The organism is Proteiniphilum sp. (assembly GCF_034927365.1).
Lineage (GTDB): Bacteria > Bacteroidota > Bacteroidia > Bacteroidales > Dysgonomonadaceae > Proteiniphilum.
Genome location: NZ_JAYFQD010000015.1, coordinates 77509 through 96927, shown reverse-complemented (window position 1 = coordinate 96927; position 19419 = coordinate 77509). Strand labels below are relative to the sequence as shown.

The following is a 19419-nucleotide window of genomic DNA, read 5'->3' as shown; positions in this document are numbered from 1 at the left end:
TTCTCACTATATTTGTGTTTTTGATAGTTATATAAAAATAAAATGATGCGTTGTAAGATCTTTGTTTTAGTTGTATCCATTCTTTTTGTCTGTGCTGAAAGTAATGCCGGCGAACTTTATCCGAATAACCGTTATCCTTTGGTGCGAAAACCCTATATCGAACTCCCGTTAGGAAGTATCAGGGCCAAAGGGTGGCTCTTGGAGATGTTGCAACGTCAACAAAAAGGGGCTACCGGACAAATGGATCGATTGTATCCTGAAGTGATGGGTCCGCGTAACGGATGGCTGGGCGGCGATGGCGACCAGTGGGAAAGAGGTCCTTACTGGATCGACGGATTGTTACCGTTGGCGTATATCCTTGACGATAAAGCGTTGAAGGAAAAAGTGCAACCCTGGGTGGAATGGGCATTGCACAGTCAGCGTGGGGACGGATATTTTGGTCCGGCGAAGGATTATCCTTATGAACCCGGATTGCAACGGGATAACTCTGCCGACTGGTGGCCCCGGATGGTGGTTTTGAAGATATTACAACAATATTATAGTGCAACGGGAGATACTCGTGTTATCTCTCTTATGACCAATTATTTTCGTTACCAGTTGAAGACCCTTCCCGAAAAGCCGCTGGGAAACTGGACCTTCTGGGCGGAGTTTCGCGCATGCGATAATCTGCAGGCGGTCCACTGGTTGTATAATATTACGGGAGAACCCTTTCTGCTGGAGTTAGGCGAACTCCTGCACAAGCAGAGTTATAGTTTTGTGGATATGTTCATGCATCGGGATGATCTCACCCGGTTTAATACCATCCATTGCGTGAATCTGGCACAGGGACTCAAGGAACCGGTGATATATTATCAGCAGGATCCCGATAAGAAATACCTGGAAGCAGTGAAAAAAGGATTGGCAGATATCAATAAGTATCACGGCCAACCGCAGGGAATGTATGGCGGAGATGAAGGTCTCCATGGCAAGAATCCGACACAGGGGTCGGAACTCTGTTCTGCCGTTGAATTGATGTTCTCGTTGGAGAAGATGATGGAGATCACCGGTGATATTGCTTTTGCCGACCATCTGGAACGGATCGCATTCAATGCTTTGCCTACGCAGGTGACCGATGATTTTATGGACAAGCAATATTTCCAACAGGCCAATCAGGTGATGATTACCCGTCATTTCCATAACTTTTATGAAGATCATAACCATGCGGGAACCGATATCTGCTTTGGCGCACTGACAGGATATCCCTGTTGCTTCTCGAATATGCACCAGGGATGGCCCAAGTTTACCCAGAACCTGTGGTATGCCACTCCCGATAATGGTCTGGCTGCTTTTGTTTATTCTCCTTCCGAAGTAACGGCCAAAGTAGGCAGTGGTGTAACCGTGACTATCACTGAAAACACTGCTTATCCGGTAGATGATCAAATATCTTTCAGTATCGAAATCAAAGACAAGAAACAGAAACAGGTCGATTTCCCATTGTACCTGCGTATTCCCGGCTGGTGTCAGGAAGCATCGATTTCCATCAACGGCGAGAAGGTGGAAACAAAAAGAGGGAGTGAAGTGGCTATAGTACATCGCACCTGGAAAACCGGAGACAAGGTAGAATTACAATTACCGATGGAGGTGAAAACAAGCCGTTGGCATGAAAACTCGATAGCCGTAGAGCGTGGGCCGTTGGTATACGCTTTGGAAATGGAAGAAAATTGGGAAAAGAAAGAATTTCCGGAAGAGGAAAGATCTCGTTACGGGGCTTATTACTATGAGGTAAATTCCCCCACAAAATGGAATTATGGTATTCTCAATTATCGGTATGAAGATATGAAAGAGCATTTCAAGGTAACCGTGCATCCCGAAAAGCAACAGGAAAACTATTTCTGGAATAAGGAAAATGCCCCTATACAAATTAAGGTAAAGGCGAAAGAAATTAAATTCTGGCAGTTATACAACGAAATGTCCGGGCCATTGCCTTACTCTGTCAATCAGAGCGATGCGCCCGAAGAAGAGATTACTTTAATACCTTACGGTTGCACTACGCTGCGAATCAGTGAATTTCCGGTGGTGAGGTAAAATAGAGGTTGTGAAGAATATGTACAAAAAGAAATTTTTTCTATTTATCGGTCTCCTTTTTTATTCCTGTTTGTCTCATGCACAATATAATGGCTATTGGATATGGGACTCGACTTGTGAATCTAATACATGGTTGGCCTTTCGCAAAAAAATCATCTTAGACAGCCAGACTGAAGATGTATTGGCGACTATCGCTGTTGATTCAAAGTATTGGTTATGGATCAATGGAGAACTGGTTATTCGTGAAGGCGGTCTAAAACGTACACCTAATCCGGTTGATACTTACGCAGATACTATAAATCTGTCGTATCATCTGAAAAAAGGAGAAAATACGATTGCTATTCTTGTTTGGTACTGGGGGAAAGAAGGGCATGGTCATAACGGAAGCGGACATGGTGGTCTTTATTTTGAAGCCGGAGCAGGTAAGCAAAATATTATAAGTGATAGTTCCTGGAAGGTTACGCGGAATTCAGCATTTAATAACGAGTGTTATGGCCCGCAACCTTATAGGCCTTTGTCTGAATTCAATATTGTTTATGATGCAAGAAAAGAAATTGGGGAATGGTATGAAGAATATTATGATGACACTGGCTGGAAATTTGCTTCTGTCATAAGTACACCGCCACATGGTTATTGGGGTAATTTGGTTGTCCGTCCCATTCCTCAGTGGAAAGATTATGGTTTAAAAGATTATTTGAATGGCTTTTCCAGAATTTCAATGGGAAACATACTAAAAATGAAATTACCTTACAATGCCCAAATAACTCCTTACTTTAAAATCAAAGCGAAGGCGGGTTTAAAGGTTGACATATTAACCGATTGTTATACAGACGGTGGAGCTTATAATGTACGGGCTGAATACATCACAAAAGAAGGTATACAGGAGTTTGAATCCCCTGGATGGATGAGTGGTGAAGAAGTTTTGTATTGTTTTTCGCCTGAAATAGAGATCATATCTTTAAAGTACAGAGAAAGTGGTTATGAAACAGAATTTGAAGGTAGTTTTGTTTGTGATGATGATTTTTATAATATACTCTGGCAGAAAGCTCGACGTACGGTATATGTGAATATGCGTGATAACTTTATGGATTGCCCGACAAGAGAAAGGGCAATGTGGTGGGGTGATGTCGTTGTGCAATCCATGCAAACTTATTATGCTTTTTCTCCCGATGTTTATAAGCTTACTCAAAAAGCCATATCGGAATTAATGAATTGGCAAACAGAAGAAGGAATTTTGTATTCTCCTATACCGGGACCTCATCCGCCGTTGATGTTTGGTCCTTACCGGGAACTCCCATTACAAAGTCTTGCTGCAATTGGTCAATTAAGTTTAGGGTACTATTATTTATTTACAGGAGATAAACAAACATTAATTAGAGCGTATCCTGCCATAAAAAAGTATTTGTTCTTATGGAAACTGGGAGAAGATGGATTAGTGGAGCATAGAGATGGAAAGTGGAACTGGGGAGATTGGGGAAATAATATTGATTTCCCTTTACTTGACAACGCCTGGTATTATTCGGCTTTGGAATCTGCATCAAAGATGGCGGTGCTTGCCGGACATAGCAAAGATACAGTAGAGTATCACAAACGGATGGAAAGTATTAATCATAACTTCAATCGGTTGTTCTGGAATGGAACTGCATACAGGTCTTCACAACATAAAGGGGCTACGGATGATCGGGGAAATGCTTTGGCTATTCTCTCAGGTATTGCTGACAGGGATAAATGGAAAGCTATAGCACAGGTTCTGGAACAAGAGTGTCATGCGAGCCCATATATGGAGAAATTTGTGATAGAAGCCCTTTTTCATGTTGGTGAAGAAGGGAAGGCATTGGAACGCATGAAAAAAAGATATGGAAAAATGGTTGAATCTACGTTTAGTACCTTGCCGGAAGGATGGTATTTTCCTAATTCTTCGAGGAATCACGGGTGGAGTGGAGGACCTTTAACTTTGTTGATGCAATATGTGGCGGGTATAGTACCTATTGAACCAGGGTATAAAACTTTTAGAGTAAAACCACGATTGGGAAATTTAAAAAATGTTTCGGCCACTGTCCCAACGAAACAGGGAAATATTGAAATAGAGGTACAAAATGAAAATATGTATAAAATGAAAATAACTGTGCCTAAAGATACCAAAGCCTGTGTAGAATTACCCGATCATTTCAAAATAGAAGAAATATACCTTAACTCAGTAAAACAAGATAATAGGAGTTCTATTATGATTTTACAGCCAGGTAGTTGGATTATTGAGATCCCAAAGGACGACAGCACTGCTCTGCGAATCAGTGAATTTTCGGTGGTAAGGTAGATGGTTGTTCACTTGTATATGTAGTAGTTCAATTCATCAAACAAAAATATTTTCTATGAAGAGCTTTTATATTATATCCTTTCTGCTTATTTCTTCATTGATGTATGGTCAACTCGTGTGGGTTGAGACTGAATTATTTGACCATAAAGGTGGGTGGATAAACGAGTCTCAATTTGTCGATCAGATGGGATCCCCTTATTTGATGGCACATGGGCTCGGCCTACCAGTGGAGGACGCCCATACGATAGTGGAATTCCCGGAGACAGGAGAGTATCATTTTTGGGTAAGAACCAAAGATTGGGTTCCCACCGATACGAAGGGACCGGGAAAATTTAAAGTATTGATAGCTGATGTAGCGTATGGCCCAGTGTTTGGTGCAGATGGAATTAAGAATTGGCATTGGGCTTATGGTGGAACGGTTAACATTGGAAAGAGGAGAGTCCGAGTATCTTTACAGGATTTGACAGGATTCGAAGGAAGATGTGATATTATATGTTTTTCCAGAAAAAAAGTATCATTACCTGACTCATTGACAGATATTGAAAGACTGAGATACAGTAATATATCAGTTTCTTCTCAACCTCAAATGCTGGGACGATTCGATCTTGTAGTGGTGGGTGGTGGTGTCGCCGGTATTTGCGCAGCGGTACAGGCTGCCCGATTGGGAGTAAAGGTTGCGTTGGTGCAAAACAGACCGGTATTAGGTGGTAATAGCAGCTCGGAAGTCAGGGTATCCACCGACGGAAGCACATTTAAAAATAAATACAGATCGTTAGGGAGAATTGTAAGGGAAATCGATAATTACGAAGCCGGTGTAGGTGGTGTAGGACATTTCTACCGGGACGGGACAAGACAAGATATTGTACTAAACGAACCGAATATAACCCTCTTTACCAATTTGCATGTAAATAGGGTAGAGATCCAGGAAGGTAAAATCAAGGCTGTTGGTGCACTTAACCTAGAAACATTAGAGAAATTTATAATTGAGGGAGAACTCTTTGCTGATTGCACGGGAGATGCCTCTGTCGGGATACTGGCAGGAGCTGATCATCGTTATGGAAGGGAGGCGGAGATGGAAACCGGGGAGACTTCCGCTCCCGCAACGGCCGATAACCTGGTGATGGGATCTTCCAATCAATGGAGGAGCGTGAGGGAGAATATTTCTTCCGATTTTCCTGTGGAAACGTGGATGTTTCGCTTTTCAGAAGATTACCATTTTCCAATTACCCAATCACGATGGGACTGGGAGAGTGGTTTTAATAATTTGCACACAGTAGATCAGGCGGAAGAGATTCGTGACTTGAATTTGTGTGCTGTTTATAGTAACTGGTCTTTTTTGAAAACTTTTAAAAAAGAACGTTTTTCTCATTACCGTTTGTCAGAACTGCAACATGTAACAGGGAAAAGGGAGTCATATCGGTTGTTAGGGGATCTTATCCTGACAGAGCAGGATATTGTCAAAAAAGTGGATTATCCTGATGCTGTGGTAACTACTACGTGGGGAATAGATCTGCATTATCCACATCCCGAAAATTCCAAACGATTTCCCGGAATGGAATTCATTGCCTATGCGGAACATCCCTTTAAACAACAGGACGTATATACCTTCCCTTATCGTTGCCTTTATTCCCGCAATGTGCCTAACCTGTTTATGGCGGGAAGAAATATCAGTGTAACCCATATTGCCTTAGGCACTGTCAGGGTGCAGCGGTGCACCGGCATGATGGGAGAGGTCGTAGGACTGGCGTCTTACCTTTGCCTTAAAAGGAATGTTTTGCCGAGAGGTATCTATGAAGAATATTTGGATGAATTGCTTCAACTTGTGCAGTCAGGGGGTATTGACTGAAACATCCATGCGAAGAATATCTTAATTTTTTTTAGAAAATAATTTGCTCTCCTTTTATATTTTATTTATCTTTGTACGTACACAAGTGAATAATTCTTTATTTTAATCTCTTTTACCCTTTTGAAATGTTAGCGGAGAAAAGATTTGTAGCAGAGGTGAATACTATTGCGAATGATAAGGATTTGGTTGTTCGTCTCATCAATAATGATCAGGAAGCATTTTGCGAATTGTATGCAAAATATAAACAGCAGTTGTTGTATTTTGCCATGAAATTTGTTAAATCAACTGAATTTGCTGAGGACATTTATCAGGACGCATTTAGTGTTATTTGGCAGAGTCGTCGCTTCCTTGACCCCGAAAAGACATTTTCCTCTTATCTTTATACTATTGTAAAAAACAGAATTCTCAATGCTTTAAGAGAAATTGAAAACGATCGAAAACTTAAAACATACATCCTCTCTAATGCTATTGACTATTCCGATGTTACCAATCAATACATTCAGTTGAATGAATTGGAGATTATTCTTGATAGAGCATTGGAAAAACTGACTCCACGACAACGTCAGATATTTGAAATGAGTCGAAATGAACAGATGACCCATAAAGAAATTGCAGATGCACTGGATATTTCGGTATTTACGGTACAAGAGCATATTTCAATCTCTCTAAGATCAATAAAGCATTTTCTAAGGAAATATCCGGATTATCTGGTAACTCTACTGCTTATCCTTATCTGTTTAAATACTTAAAATAAGTTAACCTGCCCCCAGCTATTTATACTGTTTGTGTATTAATATAACAGAGGAAAGATTAGAAACGAAATTTTTTCTAAAGTTATAATTAGTACAAGACAGGAATGGATATCTTACAATCTTTGTAAGAAGAACACGTAATTTTCCAGTTGATGTTATAAAATATTTATGAGTAACAAAAGTGAAAAGGAGATAATAATCAGACGCTTCTTTACAAATCTTTATACAAAAGAAGAAGCAGAGCGTTTTTTCAGTGATGTGAAAGATCCGGGAAATGATATCCTGATAGATACTATAATACTGGAGTTGGAAGCAGAGAGTCAATTGAGAGGAAATAGTGATACGGTGAATTATCAGTTGTATAAACAGGAAGCCCGTCAACTGCTAGAGCATATTGAAAAGAAGAGAAAGATCCGGTTCCGTCGGATTACGGCATATATTGCCGCAATGGTGTCAGTATTCCTATTATCTGTGTATATATTTCGTTATATAAAAACAACGGAAACATCTTCTCTGATCTATTCGGAAACTACTTATGGAGAGAAAAGGCGTTTAGTGTTTTCGGATAATAGCCGGGCAATGTTGAATTCATGTACAGATATCAGTTATCCTGAGAATTTCGGTAAAAATAATCGGCGGATAAGACTTTCGGGAGAAGCCTATTTTGAAGTGAAAAAAGATAAAGTTCCTTTCATAGTAGAAACAGCACGCTTTGATGTGCAGGTATTGGGTACAGCCTTTAATGTAAAAGCGTATGATGAAGATGAGACTGTATCAGTGACGGTAAATGATGGTCGTGTACAGGTATCATTCTCTGGAGCTTCTTTTGTATTAGGGCAGAAAGAAAAAGTAACCTTGAATACCCGGACAGGAGAAATTATCAAGGAAATCCGAGAAGATGAATATTCTTTTGTATGGATGAAGGGAGGACTCTACTTTGACCGCACACCCATTCGTGATATAGCAAGGGAGTTGGAAAGGATATATGGATGTCATATAGTATTTAAAGAAGGACAAGTATTTAATAATCTTATCTCGGGCGAACATGACAATCAGAGCCTCGAATCTGTATTGCAATCAATCAAATATACAAGTGGAATCAAGTACATGAGGACAGGAAATCAAATAATTTTTTATAAATAATATACATTCTAATCCAAAAAATACGCCTATGAAAATATTACCAGACAGATAAAATAGAGACAATAAGAGCATTTTGTAAGAAGTGTTCGATAGAAAGTGGTAACTCCATCATTGATCAATTTGCAAATTCGCATGATAAGGAGTTATCTGTTAAAAATTTTGTTTAAAAAACATTAAACAGGACAAATGTATGAAAATCACCGATCAATTAAAAAAACAAATTCAATCTTTTCCTAATTTTCTTAAGATGATGCTTTTGTTTTTTGTTGTGATTGCCCCTGTTTACGGGCAAAACACCAAAGACAATAATCTTACACTCAATGTCCAAAATCGACCTGTTCGCGAAGTATTCCAGCAAATCAGCACAATGACAGGTTACAAATTTTTTTATGATCAGGATATTGTAGACAATGCGCCAAATATTACATTGGATATGGAAAATGTTACTATTCAGGATATACTGGATAGAATAACGGCGAAAACGAACCTTTATTTCCAACGTACAAACAACACTATATCCGTTGTGTATAAGAAATCTGAGAGAGATAATACTCCGGCTAAGCAAGTCGGCGGCAACGCTATTCTGGTAAAGGGCCAGGTGACCGATGAGGGAGGAGTTCCTTTACCAGGAGTTACTATTACAGTAGTAAGCTTGGTCAAGGGCGTAATTTCTGATATCAATGGCTATTATTCTATTGAGGTAAATCAAAACGATGAGTTGGCATTTTCATTTGTAGGATTAGAAACCCAGAAAGTCAAAGTTGGAAACAACACAACAATAAATGTCGTTATGAAAGAAAAAATAGACGAACTGGCTGAAGTTACCGTTGTTGCTTTCGGTAAGCAAAAAAAGGAGAGTGTATTATCTTCCATCTCGACAGTAAAACCGGGTGACTTGAAAATACCCAGTAGTAATCTTACCACCGCCTTGGCAGGAAAGATTTCTGGATTGATTTCTTATCAACGGAGTGGAGAGCCCGGAGAAGATGATGCCAGTTTCTTCGTGAGGGGGGTGACTTCATTTTCTTATGCCCGTGGGCCACTTATTCTTATTGATGGCGTGGAGATGTCTTCTTCAGATTTGGCACGTCTTCAACCTGATGATATTGCCAGTTTCTCTATCATGAAGGATGCCGCGGCTACTGCATTATATGGAGCACGTGGAGCTAATGGTGTGATTATGGTTACCACGAAAGAGGGTCGGGAAGGAAAAGCGCAGATTTCATTTCGTTACGAGACATCTATATCAAGCCCGACTTCAAAGGTCGATCTTGCCGATCCCGTTACCTATATGATACTGAACAATGAGGCGGTTACGGCAAGAAACCCGTTACAGGCTGTACCCTACTCGTATGAAAAAATCGATAATACGAGAGCAGGCGTTAACCCTTATGTTTATCCTGCAAATGATTGGTATGGTATGCTCTTTAAGGATCAGACAGTCAATCATCGCGCCAACTTTAATGTCAGTGGAGGAGGTAATATTGCCAAATATTATATTGCAGGGACGTTCAATCAGGACAATGGGAGTTTGAATGTAGATAGGAACAATAACTTTAATAATAATATCGACTTGAAGAGATATCTCTTAAGATCAAATATTAACATTAATATAACGCCAACCACTGAGACTATTGTCCGGTTACACGGAACTTTTGATGATTATTCCGGGCCTATTGACGGTGGAACGGCTTTATATAAGAAAGTAATGCGATCCGATCCGGTTCTTTTCCCTGCCTATTTCGCTCCGGATGAACAATATCGACATGTGACTCATACCCTTTTCGGTAATTATGATCAAGGGCAGTACATTAATCCTTATGCCGATATGGTAAAAGGGTATAAAGACTATGCCAAATCGTTGGTACTTGCTCAATTTGAATTAAAGCAAAAGCTTGAATTTATCACAGAGGGGTTGAATTTGCGTGGACTTTTTAATACGACCAGATATTCTTATTTTGACGTTAACCGCTTTTATAACCCTTTCTGGTATTCAGTATCCAGCTATGATAAACGTGCCGATACTTATATGTTGACACGATTAAACCCACAAGAGGGGACAGAATGGCTCAGTTATAACGAGGGCCCGAAAGAGATTACCTCCACCACCTATATGGAAGGAGCTATTAATTATGATCGGGTATTTGATAAGCATTCAGTAAGTGGTTTATTGGTTGGCACTATGAGAAACGCCATCAAACCCAATGCCTCCACTTTGACGTTATCGCTTCCTTCAAGAAATCTGGGTCTATCGGGTAGGTTTACTTATTCCTATGATAGCCGTTATTTCACTGAATTTAATTTTGGATATAACGGATCGGAAAGATTTTCAAGGAACGAAAGATTCGGATTCTTTCCTTCTGTAGGGGCTGCATGGATTGTCTCTAACGAAAATTTTTGGGGAGATGATATCCGTAAAACTATCAATAATCTTAAGTTGAAAGCTACTTATGGTCTGTCGGGAAACGATGCAATAGGAGAAATAACTGACCGTTTTTTCTATTTGTCCGAAGTCAATTTGAATGATGCGGGAAGAAACTTTACCTGGGGAGAAAATTTTGACTATACGGTGAATGGAGTAGCCACATCCCGGTATGCAAATGACAAGATTACCTGGGAAATATCCAGGAAGTTGAATACGGGTATCGAAATCGGTTTATTTAATAAGTTAGATATTCAACTGGACTATTATACCGAACATAGGTCGAATATCCTAATGGCCAGGGCAGATATCCCCACTTCCATGGGATTACAGGCAACACCGCGCACCAACGTGGGAGAAGCCAATGGAAGTGGAATTGATCTTTCTGCCGATTATCAATACTCTATCAATAAAGATTTATGGATTACCGGACGGGCTAATTTTACTTATGCAACGGCAAAATACAGAGTGTATGAAGAGGTGGATAATACATTGACTCCCTGGCTCTCCAGAATAGGCCAACCCATCTCGCAGACATGGGGATATATAGCTGAACGGTTATTTGTGGATGATTATGAAGTGATCAATTCTCCGCGTCAAACTTTTGGAGAGTATATGGGAGGAGATATCAAATACAGAGATGTCAATAAAGATGGAGAGATCAATTCGTTGGACAGGATCCCTATCGGTTATCCTACGCAACCTGAAATTATTTATGGATTCGGTATTTCTACCGGATTTAAGAATTTTGACTTATCTTGTTTCTTTCAGGGACTAGCAAGAGAGTCGTTCTGGATAGACGCTTATGAGACAGCTCCCTTTATTGACACTGATGGAAATTCAAATATTGCCTCTAAGAATGCCTTATTACAAGCGTATGCCGATCAACATTTTTCTGATAATAATCCCGATATTTATGCGTTGTGGCCGAGATTAGCTGACAGGCATATTTCCAATAATACGCAGACCAGTACATGGTTTATGAGGGATGGATCTTTCCTGAGGTTAAAATCGCTTGAGTTCGGATATACTTTGCCGAAAGAATTTGTTGGACGTGCCAATGTGAAAAATCTACGTTTGTATTTTTCAGGTACTAATTTGCTGACTTTTAGTAAATTTAAACTTTGGGATCCCGAGATGGCGGGTAATGGGCTGGGTTATCCCATTCAAAAGGTATTGAATGTGGGACTTCAAATTTCATTTTAATAAAAAAATGCACGATGAAAAAGTTAAAATATATCATAGTCATTTCTCTCTTTACATTCATTTTTGCGTGTGAAAATTATTTGGATGTCGTTCCTGATAACGTGCCGACCATTGATCATGCATTTTTGGATAGAACCAGTGCCGAGAAATATCTGGCAACCTGTTATACTTATCTTCCCAATTTAGCCACACCCGCCGGTGATCCGGCCATATTGGGTAGTGATGAATGGTGGGCAATAGAAGACCAGACTTATAATGGTACTACTACAAATTATGCCGGACTGAAATTAAAAAAGGGAGAGTTAAACTCTAATGAACCGTTATTTAATTTCTGGGATGGTCTTAATGGCGGTAGAGCATGTTACAGGGCAATACGCGATTGCAATGTATTCCTGGAAAATATTCATAAAGTGGGTAACGATCTTAGCCAGGAAGAAGCAAAACGATGGATTGCAGAGGTGAAATTTTTAAAGGCTTATTATCATTACTGTTTGATGCGGATGTACGGTCCGGTTCCCATTGTCAAGGAAAATATACCCATCTCGGCAGGAATTGAAGAAGTGCGGGTTTATAGGGATCCTTTTGATGAAGGAATAGAATATATTGTCAGTTTATTGGATGAAGCAGTTCCCGATTTACCGATACAGATTATGAATGTAAGTGCTGAACTGGGGAGAATTACCCGGCCTATCGCCTTGTCGTTGAAAGCCGAGATTCTGGTAATGGCAGCAAGTCCCCTGTTCAATGGAAATCCCGATTATAGATCTTTCAAGGATAATAGGGGGGTAGCACTTTTTTCCCAGGAATATAGCCGCGATAAATGGGTGAAAGCCGCGGACGCTTGTAAAGATGCCATTGATGCCTGTTTATTGGGTGGACATGATCTATATGAGTTCACAAAACAGACGAACATATCCGATTCCACAAAACGATTGATGTCTCTCCGGCATGTAGTGACAGATAAGTGGAATAAGGAAATTATCTGGACAGCCGCTAAATTAACTATGTATGATTATCAGAGAGGGACTACTCCGTTTTTCTTTATGGAGCAAGCACAGTGGACACCTACAAATCCATTTATGTGCCCGACATTGAGAATGGCAGAACTCTTTTACACCAAAAATGGAGTGCCGATAGAAGAAGATATTCAATTTGAGTATGGCAATAGATTTCAAACCGAATCTGCACCGGCAGATCATAAATACTATATCCAGCCCGGTTATGAAACAGCAAAACTCAATATCGGAAGAGAAACACGTTTTTACGCCAACCTGGCATTTGATGGAGCAATCTGGTTTGGAAACGGACGTTTTAGGGATGTAGGGGATGGTCCTGCCAACGAACAATCCTGGGTAATCCGTACAAAAAAAGGTGAACCACAGGGGAAAGCATCTAATTTAAGATATTCTCTTTCGGGATATTGGGCAAGGAAAACCAGCCATTTTGAAAGTGTGAGCACTTCGTCCTCGTCTGTGGTTGTAGTACGTTCCACTTTTCCGATTATCCGTTTGGCCGACTTATATTTGCTGTATAGTGAGGCTTTGAATGAATCTTTAGACAGTCCTACCGAAGAGGTGTATCATTATATCGACTTCGTGCGTGAAAGAGCCGGTCTAAAGGGGGTTGTTGAGAGTTGGCAAAACTATTCAAGATATCCTTCCAAACCGTCCAGCAAAGAAGCAATGAGGGAGATCATACAACATGAACGGATGATAGAATTGGCATTTGAAGGGAAACGTTTCTGGGATATTCGCAGGTGGAAGACAGCCCATATATGGCTAAACCAGCCGATAAGGGGATTGAATCCGGAAGGAACCACTCCTGTAGAACACAATACCGTGAGGGTACTTTATACCCCGGAATTTTCGACAAAAGATTATCTTTTTCCAATAAGGCAACACAATCTCAGGGTCAATACCAACCTGATACAGAATCCCTATTGGAAATAATTTTTTCAATGTATGTAACGATATAAGAAAATGAAAGAGAATATGATAAAGAACAGTATAATTTTTAATGTCACTTCCTTACAAAAGGAACGGGCTTCTGTCCTGGGTAAGTTATTACTTTTATCATGGTTGGTATGTTCGGTCATTCTTACCTCTTGCAAGGAAGAATATATCGGACAGTATCCGATAGATGGTATACCTCCACAAAAAGTTTCTAACCCTGTTGTCACAAATTTAAAAGGAGGAGCTACCATAAAGTATGATTTGCCGGGAGATAAAGATCTGCTCTATGTGAAAGCGCAGTATAGACTCCCTAATGGTGAACAGAAAGAGAAATTGGCATCTGCATTCGTCAATGAGTTGACAATTAAAGGATTTTCAAAATCTGCAAAAACGACCGTTCGTTTGATCACTATTGACAGGAGTCAAAATGAATCCGCCCCTGTAGAGGTGGAAATAGAACCGTTGAGCTCTCCTATTTTTGATGTTTATGAGAGTCTTTCGGTAGTTGCCGCCTTTGGTGGAATTAAGCTTACCTGGGATAATCCTGAAAAGGAGAGTATCGTAGTAGGCATTCTTCTCAAAAATGAAGAGAATTCCTTTACATCAATAGAAAATTTTTATACTACTGTACCCAAAGGAGTGGGGGCGATACGCGGTTTGAAAAGCGAGGAGACGGAGTTTGGCATATTTATCAGGGATATTTATAATAACTATACAGATACTCTTTTTAAGATGCTCACTCCATGGTATGAATCGGAATTGGATAAGAAATTATGGAGAGGGATGACGTTGTGTTCTTCGTTTACCCTTTCTCAGTGGGGAGGGCCAATTACAAAGTTATGGGATGGTCAGACTATTGTGGACAATACAGACGTCTACTATCTAAATACGACTACTCCTACCAGAACATTTTTCACGATAGATTTGGGTGTCAACACCAATTTGTCAAGATTTAAATTCTGGGGAAGAAATAACTGGTATTTTAACCTGCATCATCCCAAAGAGCTTGAAATATGGGGAACCAATGATCCAGTGGTCGCTAATGGAGATCCCTGCTCGTGGGATGGATGGGAGTTATTGTTGAGCTGCACGTCAGAAAAACCTTCAGGTCCGGATGCAACAGCATTTGCCAATTTATCCACAGAGGACTTAGCTTTGGCCAGAAACGGAGAAGAGTTTGAATTTCCGTTGGAAGTTCCTTCTGTACGGTATATCCGGGTGCGGACCCTTCGAAGTTGGACCGATTCCAATAGTTCGTTTATAGGCGAATTGACATTCTGGGGACAGATTAACGATTAATTGATCATTTTAATATAGGAATGCGCTATGAAACAGAAAAAATATTTATCAATCATACTTATTTCTCTATTTACGGTTCTTGCTTGCTCTGATATGAATGATAAGCATGACTTTTATTTGCAGGAAGGTGAAATAATGTATATTGGGCGGGTTGATTCTGCAAGAGTCTTACCCGGTGAAAATCGATTCCTTTTACGTTACTGGATTACGGATATGCGGGCAAAGGAGTTGATTATTTATTGGAATCAAATGGAGGATTCACTTATTGTTCCAATTCCTGCTCATCAATCAACTGATTCTATAGATGTGCTAATTGGGGATAAAGAGAGTGTTATGGCAGAAGGGAACTATACTTTTCAGTTAGTGTCAAGTGACGGGGAGAATTTAAGATCAATCGTCTTTGAACGGTTGGGAAATGTATATGGACAACAGTTTTCCTCAACGTTAAGTGACCGGTTTATAAGAAGTATCGATTATAATTCCGATGAGCAGCAGGTAATTATAAATTGGGGGGAACCCTCTTCTTCCAAAGAGATTGGGGTTGAGATGACCTACTTCACGGAAGAAGAAAAGAATGTGGTTCGCTATACAAATGAGGAGATGGGCTTGAAAACTGTATTGAATGATGTGAACGTGGAAAAAGGGGTATCTTACAGGACTATGTTCCTGCCTGAACCTATAGCTATTGATACTTTTTTTACTGCTTCTGCATCATTGACCATCCTGCAAAATGTGGCTTTACATAAACCAGTAAGAACCAGCAGTATTTTGAATGATAGTTATGTTGGAAGTATGGCTGTAGATGGCATAGTTTCATCTGCTTCCAGATGGATTACTGTTGCGGGCGAGGGATTGGAACATTGGATTGAAGTGGACCTGGGCAAAGAATATAGTCTATATTCCTTTAAGGTACATAAACATTTATACAATGAGTTTTTACTACCCAATTTCACATTCCAGATATATAAAAATGGAGAATGGGTAGATATTACGAAAGTGGAAAATTATCTGGGTGAAATATATGAACTGGTTTTTACCGAACCGGTGGTAACCGATAAGGTAAGATTATTCGTTCCCGTATACCCGAAAAATATGGTGCGACTGATGGAGTTTGGAGTGTATGCGAAATTTTGATTTTTTTGTAAATAGTAAGTAATGCATTCAGATCCCTCTGGTTTTTGTATTAAATTTGAGGGATCTGATATTTTTAAAAAAGATTGATCGGATATAATAGGTAGTTATATTATTCTTATTTTTGAGAATTCTAATATACAAATGAAAAGATGAAAAAAATATTTCTGCTAAATCTTTTTCTTTCAGGAATAATAGTTGTCTATGCCCAAAATTATACAGAATGGAACGATCCGGATGTGAATCAGATAAACAGGTTGAATACCCGTGCCACGTTCTTTTCATATCCCGACCGGGAGTCTGCTATGCGTGAAGATAAGGAGAATAGTGGAAATTGGCTTCTACTCAACGGAATGTGGAAGTTTAACTGGGTGCAGGATCAGGATAAGAGGCCTGTCGACTTCTATAAAACAACCTTCGATGACAAGCATTGGGTGGATTTCCCGGTTCCCGGTATCTGGGAACGCAATGATTACGGAGTCCCGGTCTATAAGAGCAATTCCTATCCGTGGTTTAATCAGGTAGTGTTGAACCCTCCGGGTGTGGAGATAAAAAACAATGCGGTGGGTTCATACCGCCGTATGATTACAATTCCCTCCTCATGGCGGGGACTGAAGATCTTCCTCTCCATTGGAGCGGTCACTTCGAATGTCTATCTATGGGTAAACGGCCGTTTTGTAGGTTATAGTGAAGACAGTCGTATGGCAGCAGAATTCGAAATCACTCCCTATGTAGAATACGGTAAAGATAATCTGATTGCCATGCAGGTTTATCGCTGGAGTGATGGTACCTGGCTTGAGGATCAGGATATGTGGCGCGTGGCGGGTATAAGTCGGGATGTGATACTTTATACGCGTAATAATCAACATATAGAGGATATTTTTATGACACCTGATCTTGTGAACGGTTATCGGGACGGAGTACTTGATATAAAGGTAGATATAAAAGGGAAAGGAAATTCGGACTTAATAGGAGAGCTTTTGGATGCAGAGGGGAAACAGATAGACTCTTTCAGGTATAATTCTGATTCAAAGGGTCGTGTGCACCACATACTGGAAATCGCTTCTCCGAAAAAGTGGAGTGCCGAAGAACCGAATCTTTATATCCTTCTTCTCACCCTACGAGATGCAAAGGGTAAAGTTCTTGAGGTAATCCCCCGGAAGGTGGGTTTCCGAAAGGTGGAGATCTGCGACCGCCAGCTTCTGGTAAACGGAAAAGCGATTCTGATCAAGGGTGTTAACCGGCATGAAACAGATCCGGAAACAAGCTATTATGTTACACGCGATCGGATGGAGGAGGATGTGCGCATGATGAAGGAATTGAACATCAACGCCGTACGAACGAGCCATTATCCCAATGATCCCTATTTCTATGAGTTATGCGATAAGTATGGCCTGTACGTGGTGAGCGAGGCGAATCTGGAAACGCACGGAATGGGTTTCGGCGAGCGGACGCTGGCCAGGGATACCCGGTTCGAGAAAGGTCACCTTGAACGTAACGAACGTATGGTACGGGCCTTCAAGAATCATCCTTCAATTATTATCTGGTCGCTCGGCAACGAAGCGGGTAATGGCCCCAACTTCGAAAAGGCGTACAGGTTGGTGAAGGAATACGACCCCAGCCGTCCGGTGCAATATGAACGTGCCGGTCGAGAATGGAATACAGATCTCGTTGTTCCTATGTATAACTCTCCAAAGGATGTGGAAGCCTATGCCCGTGGAGATGATCCCCGACCGTTTGTCCTTTGCGAATATGCACATGCCATGGGCAATTCGATGGGCAACTTCAAGGACTACTGGGATCTGTTCCGTCAATATCCCTGTCTGGGAGGAGGTTTTATCTGGGATTTCGTGGATACAGGATACCGCGAATATGATGCGGAGGGGAGGATGTACTATACATACGGAGGGGATTACGGGCGCTATCAACCTTCAAAGCAGAATTTTAATTCCAACGGAATACTGACCGCTGACCGTACATATAATCCACATGCCTATGAGGTGCGCAAGATATACCAGTCGATATGGGTAACCCCCACCAACCTCGATGAAGGTGTTATCGAGATTTATAATGAAAATTTTTTCACCGATCTTTCGGATTGTTATCTGGAATGGGAACTCCTCTGCGATGGAAAACCCTATCTTGGAGGTGTAGTTCCTGATCTTGTCGTTGCCCCGCAGGAAAAGATGAGAGTGAAACTGGATTACACTGCGTCGGATATTCCCCCCCAAGGCGAGATACTATTGAACCTCTCCTTTAAACTCACCCGTGCGAAACAGACACTTCCGGCAGGACATCGTCTGGCCTATGAGCAGTTGGAAGTTCGCCCGTATGATTTTACTGAGGTCGTATCTGACGGATCGGAACAACAACCGGAATTTTATGAGGATCTGGTACATTACGAGATAAGGAGTGTGCATTCCACGGTGATGATCGGAAAACAAACAGGGTGGATAGAGTACCTGATCGTAAAAGGGAAGGAACTGATTAACCGGGAATATCCGTTGAAACCCAACTTCTGGCGTGCACCGACTGATAACGATTATGGTGCCAGATTGCATCAGAAACTGAAGTTATGGCGTGATCCGGAGATGTCACTGAAGGATATTTCTGCCGGCTATGAAGAGAATAGGGTCGTTGTAAAGGCAAACTATGAGTTGAAAGATCTCCATGCCTCCCTTTTAATGTACTATATTATTGATTATAATGGTAATATCCGTGTGATCGAATCACTGGATGTGGATGACAGCTATAAAGAAATGCCCCCTCTGTTCCGTTTTGGGATGCAGACGGTCCTGCCGGAAAAATATTCACGTATCGAATATTATGGACGTGGCCCGTGGGAGAATTATATGGACCGTAAATCGTCTGCCTCGCTCGGGATCTACCGTCAAGGGGTGAGAGAACAGTTCTTTCCCTATGTCCGTCCACAGGAGACGGGAACAAAAAGCGATGTTCGCTGGTGGAAGTTGACGGATATGGACGGGGTGGGTGTGCGCGTGACAGCACCCTCTGCATTTTCCGCGTCCTCCTTGCCATGCTTTCAGGAGGATCTGGATGGGGGAATCGGTGAGTTGCCAGCACAGACGCATGGTGGTTTGTTAAGGATGCGTGATATAACCACGCTTACCATAGATTATAAACAGATGGGAGTGGGGGGAATCAATAGTTGGGGTGCATTGCCATTAGATAAATACCGTCTTCCATACAAGGACTATGAATTCGAGTTTACAATCATACCGATTTGGAAGGAGTAATGCAAAAGGGATAACTGAATATATCTGCTTTGT

General features: G+C 40.9%; 10 protein-coding genes. All 10 read left to right on the top strand.

Translation table 11 applies throughout. From position 1 onward, the window contains the following. The first annotated feature begins 42 nt into the window (after positions 1-42). The 10 genes from VB073_RS11925 to VB073_RS11880 all read left to right on the top strand — a co-directional run bounded on the left by VB073_RS11925 (position 43) and on the right by VB073_RS11880 (position 19386). The gene (locus VB073_RS11925) at positions 43-2064 is read left to right on the top strand and encodes a beta-L-arabinofuranosidase domain-containing protein (protein ID WP_416349538.1); all 2022 of its coding nucleotides are present in this window, start codon (positions 43-45) and stop codon (positions 2062-2064) included. 19 nt (positions 2065-2083) lie between these two features. Next, entirely contained in the window at positions 2084-4378 is a 2295-nt protein-coding gene (locus VB073_RS11920; RefSeq protein ID WP_323404405.1) for an alpha-L-rhamnosidase C-terminal domain-containing protein, read from the top strand. A 55-nt stretch (positions 4379-4433) separates the two neighbouring features. Continuing rightward, positions 4434-6224 (top strand): FAD-dependent oxidoreductase, encoded by a 1791-nt coding sequence (locus VB073_RS11915; RefSeq protein WP_323404404.1) that lies wholly within the window; start codon positions 4434-4436, stop codon positions 6222-6224. A 125-nt stretch (positions 6225-6349) separates the two neighbouring features. After that, positions 6350-6973 (top strand): RNA polymerase sigma-70 factor, encoded by a 624-nt coding sequence (locus VB073_RS11910; protein WP_323404403.1) that lies wholly within the window; start codon positions 6350-6352, stop codon positions 6971-6973. 171 nt (positions 6974-7144) lie between these two features. After that, the gene (locus tag VB073_RS11905) at positions 7145-8119 is read left to right on the top strand and encodes a FecR family protein (RefSeq protein ID WP_323404402.1); all 975 of its coding nucleotides are present in this window, start codon (positions 7145-7147) and stop codon (positions 8117-8119) included. Positions 8120-8309: 190 nt separating this feature from the next. After that, positions 8310-11747, top strand: coding sequence for a TonB-dependent receptor (locus VB073_RS11900; protein WP_323404401.1), 3438 nt, complete (start codon positions 8310-8312; stop codon positions 11745-11747). Positions 11748-11761: 14 nt separating this feature from the next. After that, on the top strand, positions 11762-13696 hold the full coding sequence (locus VB073_RS11895; protein WP_323404400.1) for a RagB/SusD family nutrient uptake outer membrane protein: 1935 nt from the start codon (positions 11762-11764) through the stop codon (positions 13694-13696). A 42-nt stretch (positions 13697-13738) separates the two neighbouring features. Further along, positions 13739-14998, top strand: a complete 1260-nt coding sequence (locus VB073_RS11890; RefSeq protein WP_323404399.1) for a DUF5000 domain-containing lipoprotein — start codon at positions 13739-13741, stop codon at positions 14996-14998. A 27-nt stretch (positions 14999-15025) separates the two neighbouring features. Next, positions 15026-16132 (top strand): DUF4998 domain-containing protein, encoded by a 1107-nt coding sequence (locus tag VB073_RS11885; protein WP_323404398.1) that lies wholly within the window; start codon positions 15026-15028, stop codon positions 16130-16132. Positions 16133-16281: 149 nt separating this feature from the next. Next, on the top strand, positions 16282-19386 hold the full coding sequence (locus tag VB073_RS11880; protein ID WP_323404397.1) for a glycoside hydrolase family 2 TIM barrel-domain containing protein: 3105 nt from the start codon (positions 16282-16284) through the stop codon (positions 19384-19386). Positions 19387-19419: the final 33 nt, after the last annotated feature.

Bases quoted from the DNA above. Each gene is read 5' to 3' on its own strand.
- VB073_RS11925 (WP_416349538.1), top strand. From the start codon at position 43: ATGATGCGTTGTAAGATCTTTGTTTTAGTTGTATCCATTCTTTTTGTC.
- VB073_RS11920 (WP_323404405.1), top strand. From the start codon at position 2,084: ATGTACAAAAAGAAATTTTTTCTATTTATCGGTCTCCTTTTTTATTCC.
- VB073_RS11915 (WP_323404404.1), top strand. From the start codon at position 4,434: ATGAAGAGCTTTTATATTATATCCTTTCTGCTTATTTCTTCATTGATG.
- VB073_RS11910 (WP_323404403.1), top strand. From the start codon at position 6,350: ATGTTAGCGGAGAAAAGATTTGTAGCAGAGGTGAATACTATTGCGAAT.
- VB073_RS11905 (WP_323404402.1), top strand. From the start codon at position 7,145: ATGAGTAACAAAAGTGAAAAGGAGATAATAATCAGACGCTTCTTTACA.
- VB073_RS11900 (WP_323404401.1), top strand. From the start codon at position 8,310: ATGAAAATCACCGATCAATTAAAAAAACAAATTCAATCTTTTCCTAAT.
- VB073_RS11895 (WP_323404400.1), top strand. From the start codon at position 11,762: ATGAAAAAGTTAAAATATATCATAGTCATTTCTCTCTTTACATTCATT.
- VB073_RS11890 (WP_323404399.1), top strand. From the start codon at position 13,739: ATGATAAAGAACAGTATAATTTTTAATGTCACTTCCTTACAAAAGGAA.
- VB073_RS11885 (WP_323404398.1), top strand. From the start codon at position 15,026: ATGAAACAGAAAAAATATTTATCAATCATACTTATTTCTCTATTTACG.
- VB073_RS11880 (WP_323404397.1), top strand. From the start codon at position 16,282: ATGAAAAAAATATTTCTGCTAAATCTTTTTCTTTCAGGAATAATAGTT.